18 protein-coding genes and 4 tRNA genes are annotated in these 14,411 nt (G+C 69.2%); 11 read left to right on the top strand and 11 right to left on the bottom strand.

From position 1 onward, the window contains the following. Window positions 1–6: 6 nt before the first annotated feature. From LLS1_RS09735 to pdxS, 4 genes are read right to left on the bottom strand one after another with little or no spacing between them, the layout of a single operon-like run. On the bottom strand, window positions 7–771 hold the full coding sequence (locus LLS1_RS09735; RefSeq protein WP_223356840.1) for a YebC/PmpR family DNA-binding transcriptional regulator: 765 nt from the start codon (window positions 769–771) through the stop codon (window positions 7–9). 55 nt (window positions 772–826) lie between these two features. After that, the gene (locus LLS1_RS09730) at window positions 827–1,456 is read right to left on the bottom strand and encodes a hypothetical protein (RefSeq protein WP_226655100.1); all 630 of its coding nucleotides are present in this window, start codon (window positions 1,454–1,456) and stop codon (window positions 827–829) included. Further along, window positions 1,453–2,070 (bottom strand): pyridoxal 5'-phosphate synthase glutaminase subunit PdxT, encoded by a 618-nt coding sequence (gene pdxT / locus LLS1_RS09725; protein WP_226655098.1) that lies wholly within the window; start codon window positions 2,068–2,070, stop codon window positions 1,453–1,455. Before pdxT ends, LLS1_RS09730 begins: the two co-directional genes overlap by 4 nt. Further along, window positions 2,071–2,976, bottom strand: coding sequence for a pyridoxal 5'-phosphate synthase lyase subunit PdxS (gene pdxS / locus LLS1_RS09720; protein WP_308443807.1), 906 nt, complete (start codon window positions 2,974–2,976; stop codon window positions 2,071–2,073). 84 nt (window positions 2,977–3,060) lie between these two features. On the opposite strand from pdxS, the gene LLS1_RS09715 reads away from it, so the two are divergent. Both LLS1_RS09715 and pdxY read left to right on the top strand, forming a co-directional pair. Then, window positions 3,061–4,410, top strand: coding sequence for an aminotransferase class I/II-fold pyridoxal phosphate-dependent enzyme (locus tag LLS1_RS09715; protein ID WP_226655095.1), 1,350 nt, complete (start codon window positions 3,061–3,063; stop codon window positions 4,408–4,410). Next, window positions 4,407–5,258: a pyridoxal kinase PdxY gene (pdxY, locus tag LLS1_RS09710; protein WP_223356849.1), complete on the top strand. Its 852-nt coding sequence runs from the start codon at window positions 4,407–4,409 to the stop codon at window positions 5,256–5,258. Before LLS1_RS09715 ends, pdxY begins: the two co-directional genes overlap by 4 nt. Window positions 5,259–5,330: 72 nt before the next feature. Here the strand turns inward: pdxY and LLS1_RS09705 are convergent, their stop codons facing one another. From LLS1_RS09705 to LLS1_RS09690, 4 genes are all read right to left on the bottom strand, one after another. Then, on the bottom strand, window positions 5,331–5,939 hold the full coding sequence (locus LLS1_RS09705; RefSeq protein ID WP_226655093.1) for an HIT domain-containing protein: 609 nt from the start codon (window positions 5,937–5,939) through the stop codon (window positions 5,331–5,333). Next, the gene (gene thrS / locus LLS1_RS09700) at window positions 5,927–7,909 is read right to left on the bottom strand and encodes a threonine--tRNA ligase (protein ID WP_226655091.1); all 1,983 of its coding nucleotides are present in this window, start codon (window positions 7,907–7,909) and stop codon (window positions 5,927–5,929) included. Before thrS ends, LLS1_RS09705 begins: the two co-directional genes overlap by 13 nt. Before the next feature lie 73 nt (window positions 7,910–7,982). Then, window positions 7,983–8,447, bottom strand: coding sequence for a GNAT family N-acetyltransferase (locus tag LLS1_RS09695; protein ID WP_226655089.1), 465 nt, complete (start codon window positions 8,445–8,447; stop codon window positions 7,983–7,985). 137 nt (window positions 8,448–8,584) lie between these two features. After that, complete coding sequence (locus tag LLS1_RS09690) at window positions 8,585–8,866, bottom strand: hypothetical protein (RefSeq protein WP_226655087.1); 282 nt, start codon at window positions 8,864–8,866, stop codon at window positions 8,585–8,587. A 367-nt stretch (window positions 8,867–9,233) separates the two neighbouring features. Between LLS1_RS09690 and LLS1_RS09685 the strand changes: the two genes are divergently transcribed. The 6 genes from LLS1_RS09685 (at window position 9,234) to LLS1_RS09660 (ending at window position 12,261) form a co-directional block, all read left to right on the top strand. Further along, entirely contained in the window at window positions 9,234–9,371 is a 138-nt protein-coding gene (locus LLS1_RS09685) for a hypothetical protein (protein ID WP_226655085.1), read from the top strand. Window positions 9,372–9,514: 143 nt separating this feature from the next. Next, complete coding sequence (locus tag LLS1_RS09680; RefSeq protein ID WP_226655083.1) at window positions 9,515–10,045, top strand: hypothetical protein; 531 nt, start codon at window positions 9,515–9,517, stop codon at window positions 10,043–10,045. Then, window positions 10,045–10,536 carry a hypothetical protein gene (locus LLS1_RS09675; RefSeq protein ID WP_226655082.1) on the top strand — a complete coding sequence of 164 codons (492 nt, stop codon included), beginning with the start codon at window positions 10,045–10,047 and terminating at the stop codon, window positions 10,534–10,536. Before LLS1_RS09680 ends, LLS1_RS09675 begins: the two co-directional genes overlap by 1 nt. After that, window positions 10,533–11,279, top strand: a complete 747-nt coding sequence (locus LLS1_RS09670) for a hypothetical protein (RefSeq protein ID WP_226655080.1) — start codon at window positions 10,533–10,535, stop codon at window positions 11,277–11,279. The genes LLS1_RS09675 and LLS1_RS09670 overlap by 4 nt, the downstream gene beginning before the upstream one ends. Before the next feature lie 154 nt (window positions 11,280–11,433). Then, window positions 11,434–11,697 (top strand): DUF2510 domain-containing protein, encoded by a 264-nt coding sequence (locus LLS1_RS09665; RefSeq protein WP_226655078.1) that lies wholly within the window; start codon window positions 11,434–11,436, stop codon window positions 11,695–11,697. Between the two features lie 30 nt (window positions 11,698–11,727). Continuing rightward, window positions 11,728–12,261 carry a hypothetical protein gene (locus LLS1_RS09660; protein WP_226655077.1) on the top strand — a complete coding sequence of 178 codons (534 nt, stop codon included), beginning with the start codon at window positions 11,728–11,730 and terminating at the stop codon, window positions 12,259–12,261. Window positions 12,262–12,367: 106 nt separating this feature from the next. Here the strand turns inward: LLS1_RS09660 and LLS1_RS09655 are convergent. From LLS1_RS09655 to LLS1_RS09645, 3 genes are all read right to left on the bottom strand, one after another. After that, window positions 12,368–12,439, bottom strand: a tRNA-Val gene (locus LLS1_RS09655). A gap of 25 nt (window positions 12,440–12,464) precedes the next feature. Next, window positions 12,465–12,535, bottom strand: a tRNA-Cys gene (locus LLS1_RS09650). Window positions 12,536–12,605: 70 nt separating this feature from the next. Next, window positions 12,606–12,678, bottom strand: a tRNA-Gly gene (locus LLS1_RS09645). Between the two features lie 178 nt (window positions 12,679–12,856). Between LLS1_RS09645 and LLS1_RS09640 the strand changes: the two genes are divergently transcribed. The 3 genes from LLS1_RS09640 (at window position 12,857) to LLS1_RS09630 (ending at window position 14,372) form a co-directional block, all read left to right on the top strand. Then, window positions 12,857–12,932 (top strand) — tRNA-Val (locus LLS1_RS09640). A gap of 2 nt (window positions 12,933–12,934) precedes the next feature. Then, window positions 12,935–13,096 (top strand): hypothetical protein, encoded by a 162-nt coding sequence (locus LLS1_RS09635; RefSeq protein ID WP_226655075.1) that lies wholly within the window; start codon window positions 12,935–12,937, stop codon window positions 13,094–13,096. Between the two features lie 76 nt (window positions 13,097–13,172). Then, complete coding sequence (locus LLS1_RS09630) at window positions 13,173–14,372, top strand: MalY/PatB family protein (RefSeq protein WP_226655073.1); 1,200 nt, start codon at window positions 13,173–13,175, stop codon at window positions 14,370–14,372. The last annotated feature ends 39 nt before the right edge of the window (window positions 14,373–14,411 follow it).

Here is a 14,411-nt window from a genome sequence, read left to right as displayed (position 1 = left end):
GGCCGCTTACTCGTCGTCTTCGTCGAGCTGCGCCTGGACCTCGGCGGTCAGATCGAGGTTCGTGTAGACGTTCTGCACGTCGTCCGAGTCCTCGAGCGCGTCGATGAGACGGAAGACCTTGCGGGCGACCTCGGCGTCGGCCTCGACGTTCACGGTCGCGACGAACTCGGCATCGGCGGAGTCGTAGTCGATGCCGGCCTCCTGCAGCGCGGTGCGCGCGGCCACGAGATCGGTGGCCTCGGTGATGACCTCGAACGTCTCACCGCGGTCGGTGACCTCTTCCGCGCCCGCGTCGAGCACGGCGCCGAGGACCGAGTCCTCGTCGACGCCGTCCGCGTGCGGCACCACGATGACGCCCTTGCGGTGGAAATTGTAGGCGACGCTGCCCGGGTCGGCCATCGTGCCGCCGTTGCGCGTCATGGCCGTGCGCACCTCGGCAGCGGCGCGGTTCTTGTTCTCGGTGAGGCACTCGATCAGCAGGGCGACGCCGCCCGGACCGTAGCCCTCGTACATGATCGTCGTGTAGTCGATGGTCTCACCGGTCAGGCCGGCACCGCGCTTGATCGCGCGATCGATGTTGTCGTTCGGGACCGACGTCTTCTTCGCCTTCTGCACGGCGTCGACGAGGGTCGGATTGCCGGAGAGGTCGGCACCGCCGGTCTTGGCCGCGACCTCGATGTTCTTGATGAGCTTGGCGAACGACTTGGCACGGCGTGCGTCGATGACCGCCTTCTTGTGCTTGGTCGTGGCCCACTTGGAATGCCCGGACACTGGTGCTCCCTCGAGTTACGTTCTGAACCTGTCCATAGTAATCGACGGTGTTCCCTCAGCGGCGCAAGCGGATGCCGCGCCCCGCGTGAAACCGCTCGAAGACCGCCGGCTCGGCGACCGCGCCGGCCGCCGTCCGGCCGATCCCGGACGGGTTGTGGAAGATCAGCCTCCCGTCCGCGTCGCGCGCGTGCACGAGCACGAGGTGGCCGCCACGCCGGTGGTTCGGGCGGTCCGGCCAGCGGATCTCGGGAGAGACGGACGCGAGCACCACCGCGCCGTCGCCGATCTCCGGCGCCCAGTCGGCGACGCGCGCGTGCTCGAAGACGTCGCCGTCGATGCCGAAGTCGCGCGCGATCCAGGCGAGGAACGGCCGGTAGTAGAGGCCGTCGACCGTGTCGTCGCGCGGGACCAGCGCGCCGGCCTCGACGGCGCCCGCGATCAGCTGCCGCATCGGCACGACCCGCGCCTCCGGACGCCAGGCGCGCAGCACGGAGCGGAACCCGGCCAGCCCGCAGACGTGCGCGGCCCAGTACTCGTACTCCTCCTCGGTGGCGTACCCGTCCGTGGCCCAGTCGTGGAACCGGCCCGGCCGTTCGCCGCGCACGATCACCGGCTCGTTGCACCGCAGATCGCCCCACTGCGACTCGTAGGGGTACACGGCGGTCGTCGACGGCGCTCCGGTCATCCCCGTACCGTAGCCGAGGCGCGCACCTTGTCGAGGAAGTAGGCGTGGAACCGCGTGTCCCCCGTGATCTCGGGATGGAACGACGTGCCCACCAGGTTCCCCTGCTCCACGGCGACCACACGCCCGTCGGCGACGCGGGCGAGCGCCGTGGCCTTCTCCCCCACCGACTCGACGATCGGCGCGCGGATGAAGACCGCGTGCAACGGTTCGTCACCGATGACGGGAATGTCGAGGTCGGTCTCGAAGGAGTCGACCTGCGAACCGAACGCGTTCCGGCGTACGGCGACGTCGAGACCGCCCAGACTCTGCTGACCGGCGATGCCGTCGACGATCGTGTCGGCGAGCATGATGAGCCCGGCGCACGTCCCGTAGACCGGCAGGCCGCCCGCGATCGCCGCGCGCAGCGGCCCTGCGAGTCCGAACGCGCGAGACAGCTTGTCCATCACGCTGGACTCGCCCCCGGGAATGACGAGGCCGTCCACCGCCGCCAGCTCCTCCTCGCGGCGCACCGGAACCGCCTCGGCGCCCAGCCCTCGGAGGACCGCGATGTGCTCGCGGAAGTCCCCCTGCAGGGCGAGGACGCCGACGCGCGGTGCGCGCTGGTCGCTCAGCACTTACCAGCCACGCTCGGCGAGGCGGTGCGGCGCGGCGAGGTCCGACACGTTGATGCCGACCATGGCCTCGCCGAGGCCGCGCGACACCTCGGCGATGACCTTCGGGTCGTCGTAGAACGTGGTGGCCTTGACGATCGCGGCCGCACGCTGCTCGGGGTTGCCCGACTTGAAGATGCCCGAGCCGACGAACACGCCGTCCGCGCCGAGCTGCATCATCATCGCCGTGTCGGCCGGAGTGGCGACGCCGCCGGCGGTGAACAGCACCACGGGGAGCGTGCCGGTCTCCGCGACCTCGGCGACCAGCTCGTACGGCGCCTGCAGTTCCTTGGCCGCGACGTAGAGCTCGTCCCGCGACATCGATGTCAGCGCGTTGATCTCGGACGTGATCTTGCGGATGTGCTTCGTCGCCTCCGAGACATCGCCGGTGCCGGCCTCGCCCTTCGAGCGGATCATGGCCGCGCCCTCGTTGATGCGCCGGAGCGCCTCGCCGAGGTTGGTGGCGCCGCAGACGAACGGCACGGTGAACTTCCACTTGTCGATGTGGTTGACGTAGTCGGCGGGCGACAGCACCTCGGACTCGTCGATGTAGTCGACATCGAGCGCCTCGAGCACCTGTGCCTCGACGAAGTGGCCGATGCGGGCCTTCGCCATGACCGGGATCGACACCTCCGCGATGATCGCCTCGATGAGGTCGGGGTCGCTCATGCGGGCGACGCCGCCCTGGGCCCGGATGTCGGCCGGCACGCGCTCCAACGCCATCACGGCGACGGCTCCGGCGTCCTCGGCGATGCGCGCCTGCTCCGGCGTGACGACGTCCATGATGACGCCGCCCTTCAGCATCTCCGCCAGTCCGCGCTTGACGCGGCTCGATCCCGTCGCGGTGCCCTGCACTGTGTCTGTCATCATCGCCCTCTCGTGTGGAACACAATCCTGTTTGGCCTATGCCGAACGATAGCATCCTCACCGCGCCTCACTAGACTCGAATCCGAGATGGACGAACAGAGCATCACGGGGACCACGGCGGCCGAGATCGCGGCGAGCGTCCGCGCCCTCCATGAGCGCGGGGAGCTGCGCCGCGGCGACGCCCTTCCCCCCGTGCGCGAACTCGCAGGACGGCTCGGCGTCAACCGCAACACGGCCGTCGCGGCCTACCGTCTGCTCGCCCAGGCCGGCGTCGTCGTCGCCCGGGGGCGCGCCGGGACCGTGATCGCCGGCGTGGAGGCCGTCGCCCAGGAGGGCTACGCGCCCGACAGTGTGCTCCGCGACGTCGGCACCGGCAACCCCGACCCGCGCCGCATCCCCGACCCGTCGCGCGCGCTCGCCGGCGCCATCGGCCGGCCGGTGCTCTACGGCGAGCCGGTCATCGACCCGGGACTGGAGGCCTGGGCGCGCGCGTGGGTCCGACGCGACCTCCCCGATCCGGAGGTTCGGATCACGGTCACGAGCGGGGCGGTCGACGCGGTGGAGCGCCTGCTCGCCCAGGCCCTCCTCCGGGACGACGCGATCGCCCTGGAGGATCCCTGCTTCCTGGCGAGCATCCACACCGTCCGGCACGGCGGCTACCGGGCCGTCCCCGTCCCCGTCGACGACGAGGGGATGACGGTGGAGGGCCTGCGGGCGGCGCTCGACGCCGGGGTGCGCGCGATCATCTGCACGCCGCGGGCGCAGAACCCGACGGGGGCCACCCTCTCCCCCGCCCGCGCAGGCGCGCTGCGCGCTCTGCTCGCGGACCACCCCTACGTGCTCGTCATCGAGGACGACCACTTCTCGATGCTCTCGCAGCGCCCGTACGAGACGCTCATCGGCCCGGGCCACCGCCGCTACGCCCTGGTGCGCTCGGTGTCGAAGTTCCTGGGCCCGGACATGTGCGTCGCGCTGGCGGCCACCGATCCCGAGACGGCCGAGCGGCTCGCGTTCCGGCTGAGCCCGGGGACGACCTGGGTGAGCCACATCCTCCAGCGGCTCGTGCACACCCAGCTGACGGACGCGGCGACGCTGGAGGCGATCTCCGACTCCGGCGCCCACTACGCCGAACGCAACGCCGATTTCGCCGCGCGCCTCGCCGAGCGCGGCCTCCCCGCCACGGCCGCGGACGGCCTCAACCTCTGGCTGGAGCTGCCCGTCGAGGCGCGTGCCGTCGCCGACCGGCTGATGCGCCGCGGCTGGCTGGCGCGCACCGGCGACGAGTTCCTCCTCGCCGACGCCGCCCCATCGCATCACCTGCGCCTCACCGTGCACGATCTCACGGCCGACGAGGCGGAGCGACTGGCGGACGACCTCGCGGACGCGGCCACGGGCGTGCGACGGCACCCCGTGCGCAATGAGAGGATCGAGGGATGAAGATCCTCTCGATCCAGTCGGCGGTCGCCTACGGTCACGTCGGCAACTCCGCCGCCGTCTTCCCGCTCCAGCGCATCGGCGTGGAGGTGCTCCCCGTCTACACGGTGAACTTCTCGAACCACACCGGCTACGGCGCCTGGCGCGGACCGCTGATCGCGCCGGACGACGTGCGCGAGGTCATCACCGGCATCGAGGAGCGCGGGGTGCTCGGGCAGGTCGACGCCGTCCTCTCCGGCTACCAGGGCGGCGAGGGCATCGGCGACGTGATCATCGACGCCGTCGCGCGCGTCAAGGCCGCCAACCCGAGCGCCGTCTACGCCTGCGACCCGGTCATGGGCAACGCGAAGTCCGGCTGCTTCGTCGCGCCGGCCATCCCGGACCTCCTGCGCGACCGCGTCGTCCCCGTCGCCGACATCATCACCCCGAACCAGTTCGAGCTCGGCTACCTGACCGGGACCACCCCGGACACACTGGAGTCGACGCTGGAGTCGGTCGACGCCGCCCGTGCGATGGGACCGCGGACCGTGCTCGTGACGAGCGTCGAGCGCCCCGACCAGCCCGCCGACACCATCGAGATGCTCGCCGTCGACGACGCGGGCGCCTGGATCGTGCAGACTCCGCGGCTCCCGATGAAGGCGAACGGCTCGGGCGACGTCACCGCCGCGCTGTTCACCGCGCACTATGTCCGCACCGGCAGCGCAGAGACCGCCCTCCGGATGACGGTGTCGAGCGTGTTCGACCTGCTCACCCGCACGCTCGAGTCGGGCGAGCGGGAGCTGCAGCTCGTCGAGGCGCAGGAGTTCTACGCGCACCCGCGCGAGCAGTTCCCCGTTCGTCAGGTTCGCTGACCTCCCGCGCACTCGTGACGGATGCCGGCTCCGCCGATGCGAGAGTCGACATCCGTCACGAATATCGAAGGATCAGGACACGGGCCAGGCCCCCGCGATGGCTGCGCGCACGTCGCCGAGCAGCTGCGGCAGCGCCTTCGTCTTCGCGATGATCGGCAGGAAGTTCGCATCCTGCGCCCACCGGGGCACGATGTGCTGGTGCAGGTGGGCGGCGATCCCGGCACCCGCGACCGCGCCCTGGTTCATGCCGATGTTGAACCCGTCGTTCTTGGAGACCTGGCTGATGACGCGCATGGCCGTCTGGGTCAGCGAACCGATCTCGGCGACCTCGTCGGGCGTCGCCTTGTCGTAGGTCGCGATGTGGCGGTACGGGCAGACCAGGAGATGGCCGCTGTTGTACGGGAACAGGTTGAGCAGCGCGTACGCATGCTCGCCGCGCGCGACGATCAGCGCATCCTCATCGCTCATGCTGGGGGCGACGCAGAACGGGCAGTCGTCCGTGCCGGGCTGCTGGCCGTGCTGGATGTAGACCATCCGGTGCGGCGTCCAGAGCCGCTGGAACTCGTCGGGCACACCGACGAGGGTCGACGGGTCGTCGACGCGGATCCCCTGCGCGCCGACACCGTCGTTCCCCTCGCCGCCGGCCGGGTCGGCGTAATCGTCCAGACTCAGGCGGGCCATGCGGTGTCGACCAGCTCGTGGCTGCGGATGCTCGCGACGATGCGCTCGATCGCCTCATCGACGGCGACGCCGTTCAGCTGGCTGCCGTCGCGGAAACGGAAGCTCACCGTGCCGGCCCCGGCGTCCTCCTCGCCCACGATGAGCTGGAAGGGCACCTTGGCCTTCGTGTGCGTGCGGATCTTCTTCTGCATCCGGTCGTCGGAGTGGTCCACCTCGGCGCGCACGCCCTGGGCGCGGAGCCGGGCGATCACGTCGTCGAGGAAGGGACCGTAGGCGTCGGCGACGGGGATGCCCACCACCTGGACCGGCGACAGCCAGACCGGGAAGGCGCCCGCGTAGTGCTCCAGCAGGATGGCGAAGAAGCGCTCGATCGAGCCGAGCAGAGCGCGGTGGATCATCGCCGGCTGCTTGCGCGTGCCGTCCGCCGCGTTGTACTCCAACTCGAACAGCTCCGGCTGGTTGAAGTCCAGCTGGACCGTCGACAGCTGCCAGGTGCGGCCGATGGCGTCGCGCGCCTGCACCGAGATCTTCGGACCGTAGAAGGCGGCCCCGGCCGGGTCGTCCACGAGCTCGAGGCCGGACTCGATCGCCACTTCCCGCAGGGTCTCGGTCGCGGTCTCCCAGCTCTCGTCCGAGCCGACGTACTTCTCCGGGTCCTTCGTGGAGAGCTCGAGGTAGAAGTCGGTCAGGCCGTACCCGCGGAGGGTCTCCAGTACGAACTCGAGCTGTCGCGCGACCTCGTCCTTGATCTGGTCGTCCGTCACATAGATGTGGGCGTCATCCTGGGTGAGGCCGCGCACGCGGGTGAGGCCGGACAGCGTGCCCGACTTCTCGTACCGGTACACGGTCCCGAACTCGGCCAGACGCAGCGGGAGCTCGCGGTAGCTGCGGCCGCGCGCCCGGAAGATCAGGTTGTGCATCGGGCAGTTCATCGGCTTGAGGTAGTAGTCCTGCCCCTGCCGGGTGATGTTGCCCTCCGCGTCGTGCTCCTCGTCGAGGTGCATGGGCGGGAACATGCCGTCCTTGTACCAGTTGAGGTGCTGGCTGGTCTCGAACAGGTGCGCCTTGGTGATGTGCGGCGTGTTCACGACCTCGTACCCGTTGGCGATGAGGCGCTCGCGCATGTAGTCCTCGATCTCCTTGCGGATGATCCCACCGCGCGGGTGGAAGACCGCGAGACCGGAGCCGATCTCCTCCGGGAACGAGAACAGGTCCAGCTCCGCACCGAGCTTGCGGTGGTCGCGCTTGGCGGCCTCCTCCATGCGGGACTGGTACGCGCGCAGTTCGTCCTTCGTCGGCCACGCGGTCCCGTAGACACGCTGCAGCTGCGGGTTCTTCTCGGAGCCGCGCCAGTAGGCGGCGGCCACCCGGGTGAGCGCCCAGCCGTTGCCGATCATGCGCGTGCTCGGCACGTGCGGCCCGCGGCAGAGATCCTTCCAGACGGTCTCGCCCCTCTTCGGGTCGACGTTGTCGTAGATGGTCAGCTCGCCGCCGCCCACCTCGACGTTCTCGCCAGAGTCTGATGCAACCGTGCCGCCCGCGGAAGCCGACCCCTTGAGACCGATCAGCTCGAGCTTGTACGGCTCGGACGCCAGCTCGGCGCGCGCCTCGTCGTCGGTGACGACCCGGCGCACGAACCGCTGGCCCGCGCGCACGATGCGCGCCATCTCCTTGTCGAGCGCCTTCAGGTCCTCGGGGGTGAACGGCTCGGCGACATCGAAGTCGTAGTAGAAGCCGTCGGTGATGGGCGGCCCGATGCCGAGCTTCGCCTCCGGGTTGACCGCCTGGACCGCCTGCGCGAGCACGTGGGCCGTGGAGTGGCGCAGGATGTTGAGGCCGTCGGGCGAGTCGATCGTGACCGGCTCGACGACGTCGGTCGTAGTGACGGTCGTCGCGAGGTCCTTCAGCTCGCCGTTGACGCGCATCGCGACAACGGAACGGTCGGTGAAGAGCTCGAAGCCGTCGGCCACCTGTCCACTCCTTGAGTTGTAGTTGTTGGGACGGAACAACTCTACTGGTGCCGCGGAGCGCCGTCGTCCGGCCCTACACCAGTTCCCGCGTCATGTAGACGCTGTTCGGGTCGAGCCGGTACGACCCGAACGGCCCGCAGACGGCGAAACCGTGCCGCTCGTACAGCCGGCGCGCGGGAGCGAAGAACTCCGTCGACCCGGTCTCGAGGGACACCCGCTGCGCGCCGCGAAGCCAGGCGTCGTCGAGTGCGTGCGCGAGCAGACGGGCCGCGATCCCCTCCCCGCGCCGTCCGGGGTCGGTGCGCATGCTCTTGAGCTCTTCCCACCCGTCCGAGAGCGGGGCGAGAGCCGCCGTCCCGATGACCGCGCCACCGTCCTCCGCGACCCACAGCCGAACCCCCGGACGCTGCAGCCCGGCCAGGTCGAGCGCGTGCCGACTCTCGGGGGGCGCCGTGTGCTCCATGTCATCGAGGTGCGCTTGGAGGAACGAGCGGAGCGCCGGCTGGGAGAAGTCGGCGCGGGCGATGCGGAACGTCATGCGCCGATGGTAGAGCGGGCATGTGTCGGCGGTGTTACCGCAGGGGCTTGCCCTGTGCTCACCGCCTTCGCCATGGCACGTCACGCCAGGTCAGCGATAGCGGCGGTTCGCGCCTCGGTGGCGATGGGGACGGCCCGTCATCCGGCGCCGAACAGATTCATCACCGACTGTGTCGCGACGACGATCCCGATCACGACGACACCGCCGGCGACCGATGCGACGACGGCGACGAGCCCGCGGCGGGTGCGACGGCCGGCAACCGTCCGGCGGTCGAACGACACGGCGGAGACCTTGTCGATGTTCGGAGCGACGATCGCCACGAACGGTTCCTGCGGATCTTCGGGCAGCCCGTATGGAAGCGGCCTCCCCGGGCCGGTGGGGCGAGCGATTCCGGCGTCGTCTTCGCGGAACTCCGTCATGATTCCCCCTTCGCTTCGATACCCGGAGCATACCGACACCTTCGCGTTGGTTCCATGACGCTGCGCGAAGCATCCAGGGCACGGGAACCGCCGCGAGGCGAAACCCGCGTCCGAGAAGGGCGTCCTCAGCAGAACTCTGTGAGCGCGGCTCGGTACCGCGCCGGATCTCCACGGGTCTCCGCGGTGACGAGGATGGCGTGCGGCCCGATGCGTCTGGTGAACGTGCCGCCGCGCGGGATCTCCACGATCTTCCTCAGACGGCATGCCGCAGTTCCACCACCGGCTGCAGATCGTCCTCGACGGTTATCACGATGTCGTGCGGCCAGGGGGCACCCGGCATCGGCTCGGGTTGTGACTCCTTGACGCCGTGATGCTCGAGGTCGGTCTTCTCGACGACTGGGTCGTCATCGCATCGACGGAGACGGGAGGACCGTCGATCACCGTCGACGAGTGCTCGTGGCGCCGGATCGTCGCTGCGGCTGAGAGCCTGCTCGCCTCACGGTGAAGCCACAAGTTGTGATTCTGCGTCATGAAACGGGTCCCCACTGTCTCTATGAGAGAGGGTCGGTTTCGGGCATCGGGGGTTCTTGGTCGCTCAGGGACTTTTCGATACCGTGACAGTGTCGTAAGCAGGATGGGGGGGTACGCGTGATCGCTGCTGTCAGAGGTTCAGGGGGCAAGCCGACGAGGCTGGGTCGCCTTGTGCTGGCTGCCGGTGCGTCGGTGCTTCTTGTGTCGTCGTTGGCCGGATGCTCGACCCTTGGAATCCTCTCCGATGGAGGGGCCTCTGCCTCTCGTCCGTCAGAGACCTCGGACGGGTTCGAGGCTGTCTATGCCGCGGTCGCGAGTGCGGATCCGCGGGTGGAGCGGGCCAGCACCGTCGAGACGAGTCTTTCCGGTGCTTCACGCCAGCTCGCGGTCGTCATTCGTGTCACGGGAACCGAACCGGTGTCCACGCACACACTGACAGCGGTGCTCGCCGCGATCCGCGACTCCGCGAAGGGAGACGCGGAGATGCTCGACCTCGTCGCTCGGGACGCAGCCGACCCGAAACAGATCCTCGACCTGTCCGCGGCGATCGCGGGGCTGCCCTCAGATATCTCCACGCTGTGGATCGATGGGGGCCTGGTGGTCTCGTTCGAGGATCTCGAGAAGCTGGACGCGGGAGGGTCACAGTGATGAGCGAGTCGACGACTCTGCGTCGAGTGGTGGGTGCTGTGGCGTCGGTGCTTCTCGTGTCGTCGCTGGCCGGATGCTCGATCCCGGGAATCCTCTCCGGCGGAGGGGGTTCTTCGTCCCGTTCGGCAGCCAGCTCGGACGACCTTCAGAGCGTCACGAGCGCTGTGCTCGCCGCGGATTCCCGCGTGACGGACGCGTCCGGCACGGTGAGCTACTCCGGTGCCGCCCGCACGCTCACCGTGGCGGTGATCATGAGCGGTGAGGACCCGGTGACCACCTCGACGCTCACGGCGGTGCTGATCGCCGTGCGTGATGCGACCCCTGCCGACATCCAGACAGTCACGGTGATCGCCCGCGAGGCGGCCGATGAGGAGAAGATCCTCGATCTGAGCGGTGCGATCGCGGGACTCCCGAAAGATGTGACCCCCCTCTGGGACGGTGGGGCCACCCTGAGCCGTGTGGATCTCGAGAAGCTGAAACCAGCGCAATGAGGATCCTCAACCGGGTTCTCCGGATCGGGGTGCTGCTCACCGCTCTCGCGGCCGTGGCGGTGCTCCTTCTCGCAGCCGGCGGGAGTGCCGCGCTGACGGTCGACACGGTCATCCCCGTGATCGCTGCGACCGGAGCAGCGGGCGGGCTGGTCTCGAGCGTCCGATACGGCAGGGTGCGGCTGGCCGTCGGCAGAGACAGCGCTGCGGCGACGTCCATCGATGCAGCCACCACGACATGGGGGAAGCTGAGCGGTATGACCGCCGACGCCGCCTGGTCGGTGCTGGTGGGCGTGATCGGATGGATCATCGCGTCGATCTTCAGCGGGGACGCTCTGGGGTTTTTCGTGCTCGGATCGATGTGGCTGGTGGGGTTCCTCGCGGTGGTCGTCGCCGTGTTCCTGGTGTGGATGCCCGTGGCGGTCTTCGTCGCGGCAGTGAGGGCGAAGGGAGCGGGCAGGAAAGCCCGCGGCAGCTGGCTGGCTCTGGCGTGGTGCCTGGTGGGCCTCGACCTGTTCGTGATCCTGATGGTCGCCGACGCTGTCCTCGTTCCCCGCGGCGCGGACGGCCAGTCCCACCCGGAGAATCTGTGGCAGACGATCTTGTTCGTGGGGGTCAGCGGGCTGTTGGTCCTTCTGTCCATCGCGTGGGTCGTCTTCCGGGTCGGCTCCTGGAACCACCATGTGAGACGGCGGCGTTCCGCTGAGCCGTCCCGATCGGATACCCAGACACGGAGTCGGCGATGAACAGCAGGACGAACACCCCACGACGTACCCGGAGCTTTCTGGGAGCGTCGATTCTGCTCGTCGTCGTCGGATCGGCGACGTCAGGGCGCGCGGTGCTGCCCCCGTCGCAGGACGCAGACCTCGACATGCTCACGCATCGAGAAGGGAGCATGTCATGACGAACACACCTGCAGGCTGGTACCCGAACCCCGACCCGGCACGGCCGGGATCTCTCCGCTACTGGGATGGCACCCGATGGACGGAGCACGTTCACCCGCCGGCTGGGTCTCCGGCGCAGGTCCCTCCGCGACGGAGCACGGGCAAGCTCGTCGCGAAGATCGTGGTGCCCATCGCCATCTTCTTCGCGCTGGGTATCGGCTTGATCGTCTACCTCGGCGTAGCGATCGTCTGCGGCGAAGCACCCCACTACTGCTCGTAGTCGTCGCCGGACAACGGTAGAGACGCTCGCGTGGCGGCTGTTGTCAGTGCGATGGAAGCGGCAGACACCCTGGTCGTGAGCGCAACCTTCGAGGGAGGCGTGAGCGGCACCGGATACGGCTGGAGCGTCGATGTCGTCTTGTCCGGCGATGAGCCCGTCACCCCTGAAGAACTCTCTGCACTGCTGCTGGCTGCGCGCCACGCGGGCGACCGCGACCCCACGTTCATCGATCTTTTCGCCATGAGCCCATCCGGCGCCTCGCTAGACCTCACCAGCCCGGCAGACGACCTCGGCGTGCGCTACACCGAGGTCGGCGCCCGAATCGGCGTCGTTCGCAGCGCGATCGATGACGCTCTCGGCGCGCGCGGCGCTGCACGGTGGTGCTGGACACGGGGATCTCCTGGTGGCAGCGGCACCCCACCGTGCGAACACGTAAAGGCACCTCGTGGAGGAGATGTCTGCCGGGTGTCGGGTGCAGGCGGTGCCGTCGCGGAGAGTGTCGAGGCCGTGCGCGAGATCCTGCGTCGCTATCCAGCCTACGGCGCTACGTCTGATTCGTGGTGATAGTCGCCACATAGGCTCGCTGGCTCTGTACCACGGGCGTACCACGCGACGCCACAGACTGGTGCGGAGAAACAAAAACCCCCGGAAATCCGGGGGTTTTTCTCTGTGGGCGATACTGGGATCGAACCAGTGACCTCTTCCGTGTCAGGGAAGCGCGCTACCGCTGCGCCAATCGCCCAGAGCCTGAAGCGGGTTCAGGATCGAGGTGGATACGGGATTCGAACCCGTGTATACGGCTTTGCAGGCCGCTGCCTCGCCTCTCGGCCAATCCACCGAAGCCACAACACGGATTTCAACCGTACCGTATCGAGAAGCCCGGAATCCGAAGAAACCGGGCCGACTCGAGCGGATGACGAGACTCGAACTCGCGACCCTCACCTTGGCAAGGTGATGCGCTACCAACTGCGCTACATCCGCATTTCGTTCCGCGGTTCCCCGCGGCACTTGAATGACTTTAGCCGATCCTCTCACCGAATCCAAAACCAGACCCGCCACCCGGGTGTGTCGCCGCGCCCGGCCGCCACCGATGTGCATTCGCGGCCCTGCGTCGGCTAGTATCGAATCTCGCAGCCGGGCGACCGGATGCGATCCCCACGGGCGATTGGCGCAGTTGGTAGCGCGCTTCCTTCACACGGAAGAGGTCATCAGTTCGAGTCTGGTATCGCCCACCAGAGTGAAGGCCCCCGGTTCGCCGGGGGCCTTTCTACGTGACGCGGCGGTCGATGCCGCTGTCGGCGGCGTCATCCTGCCCGCCGACATCCCCACCACGCCGACCGTTATCGTCGCCGCCGGTGCGGGAGCCTCCGCCGCCTGCTCGCTGAGCGGCGGCCCCTGAGCCTCCGTCGGGCCTTTGCTACGCCCCGTGACGTCTCCGCTCGCGCGTCGCGGGCGCGTGAGGCACCCTGAACTGCATGAGCTTCAGACCGGCACGCCCCCTGGAGCAGCTCTTCGCGACCAGGTCGAGTATCAAGTGGCGCCGCTACCCGGCGGACGTCCTCCCTGTCTTCGTCGCGGAGATGGATTTCGACGTGGAGCAGGCGGTGCTCGACCGTGTGGCGGAGACGTTGCGCAACTCGGACACGGGATACCTGGACTCGGCGGGCCCGCTTGCCCCGGCGTTCGCGCGCTTCGCGGAGGAGTCGTGGGGGTGGCGGGTCGACACCGAACGGGTGCACCTGGCGACGGACGTGACCGTCGGTGTCGTGGAGGCGCTCCGGCTGGCGCTGCCGGAGTCGGGCGGACACGTCGTGCTCACTCCCCCGGTCTACCCGCCGTTCTTCGAGATAGTCGAGGAGGCGGACGCGGCGGCCGTGACGGTCCCGCTGCTCGAGGGGAAGGACTGGTCGCTCGACCTGATCGGCATCGAGCGCGCGTTCGCCGCCGGTGCGGACGCGCTGCTGCTGTGCAATCCGCAGAACCCGACCGGTCGATGTCATAGCCGCACCGTGCTCGAGTCCCTCGCCCGCCTCGCCGCCGCCTACGACGTCTTCGTCGTCAGCGACGAAGTGCACGCTCCGCTCGCCCATCCGGGCACCCGGTTCACCCCCTTCGCCCCCCTCGCCGCAGCAGCCGGGGCGCGCTCCGTCACCGTGACCTCGGCCAGCAAGGCCTGGAATCTGGCCGGCCTCAAGTGCGCCGTTGTCGTCGCCGCGGAAGAGCGCTCCGCCGCCCTCCTGCGCGGGCTCCCCGATGAGCTCGCCGCCCGCACCAGCATCCTGGGCCTGCACGCCAACGTCGCGGCCCTCTCGTGCCTCGAATGGCGGGATGCGCTGCTCGACCGCCTGGTCGACAACCTGCACGTGCTGGAGACCGAGCTGGCCAGGCGGGCGCCCTCGGTCCGACTCGTGCGGCCGGACGCCGGCTACCTGGTGTGGCTCGACTTCCGGGCGACGGGGCTCGGCGACGATCCCGCGCGCGTGCTCATCGACGAAGGCCGTGTCGCCCTGAACTCCGGCCTGGCGTTCGGCGAGCCCGGCCGTGGCTTCGCCCGCCTCAACCTGGCGTGCGACCCCTCCACCGTCGTCGAGGCGGTGCGCCGCATCGCCGCCACGCTCGACGCGCGAGGCCCGCGACGCCACTCCCCCGCACCGACCCTCGCCCGCGCCGTGTAAAGAGCATCCAGGGGTCGCGAAACGCCGTTCCGGGTGTTC

It is taken from the genome of Leifsonia sp. LS1, from assembly GCF_020521355.1.
Classification (GTDB): domain Bacteria; phylum Actinomycetota; class Actinomycetes; order Actinomycetales; family Microbacteriaceae; genus Leifsonia.
The sequence above is the reverse complement of the archived record's forward strand: the minus strand, read 5'-3'. Positions and strand labels throughout refer to the sequence as shown.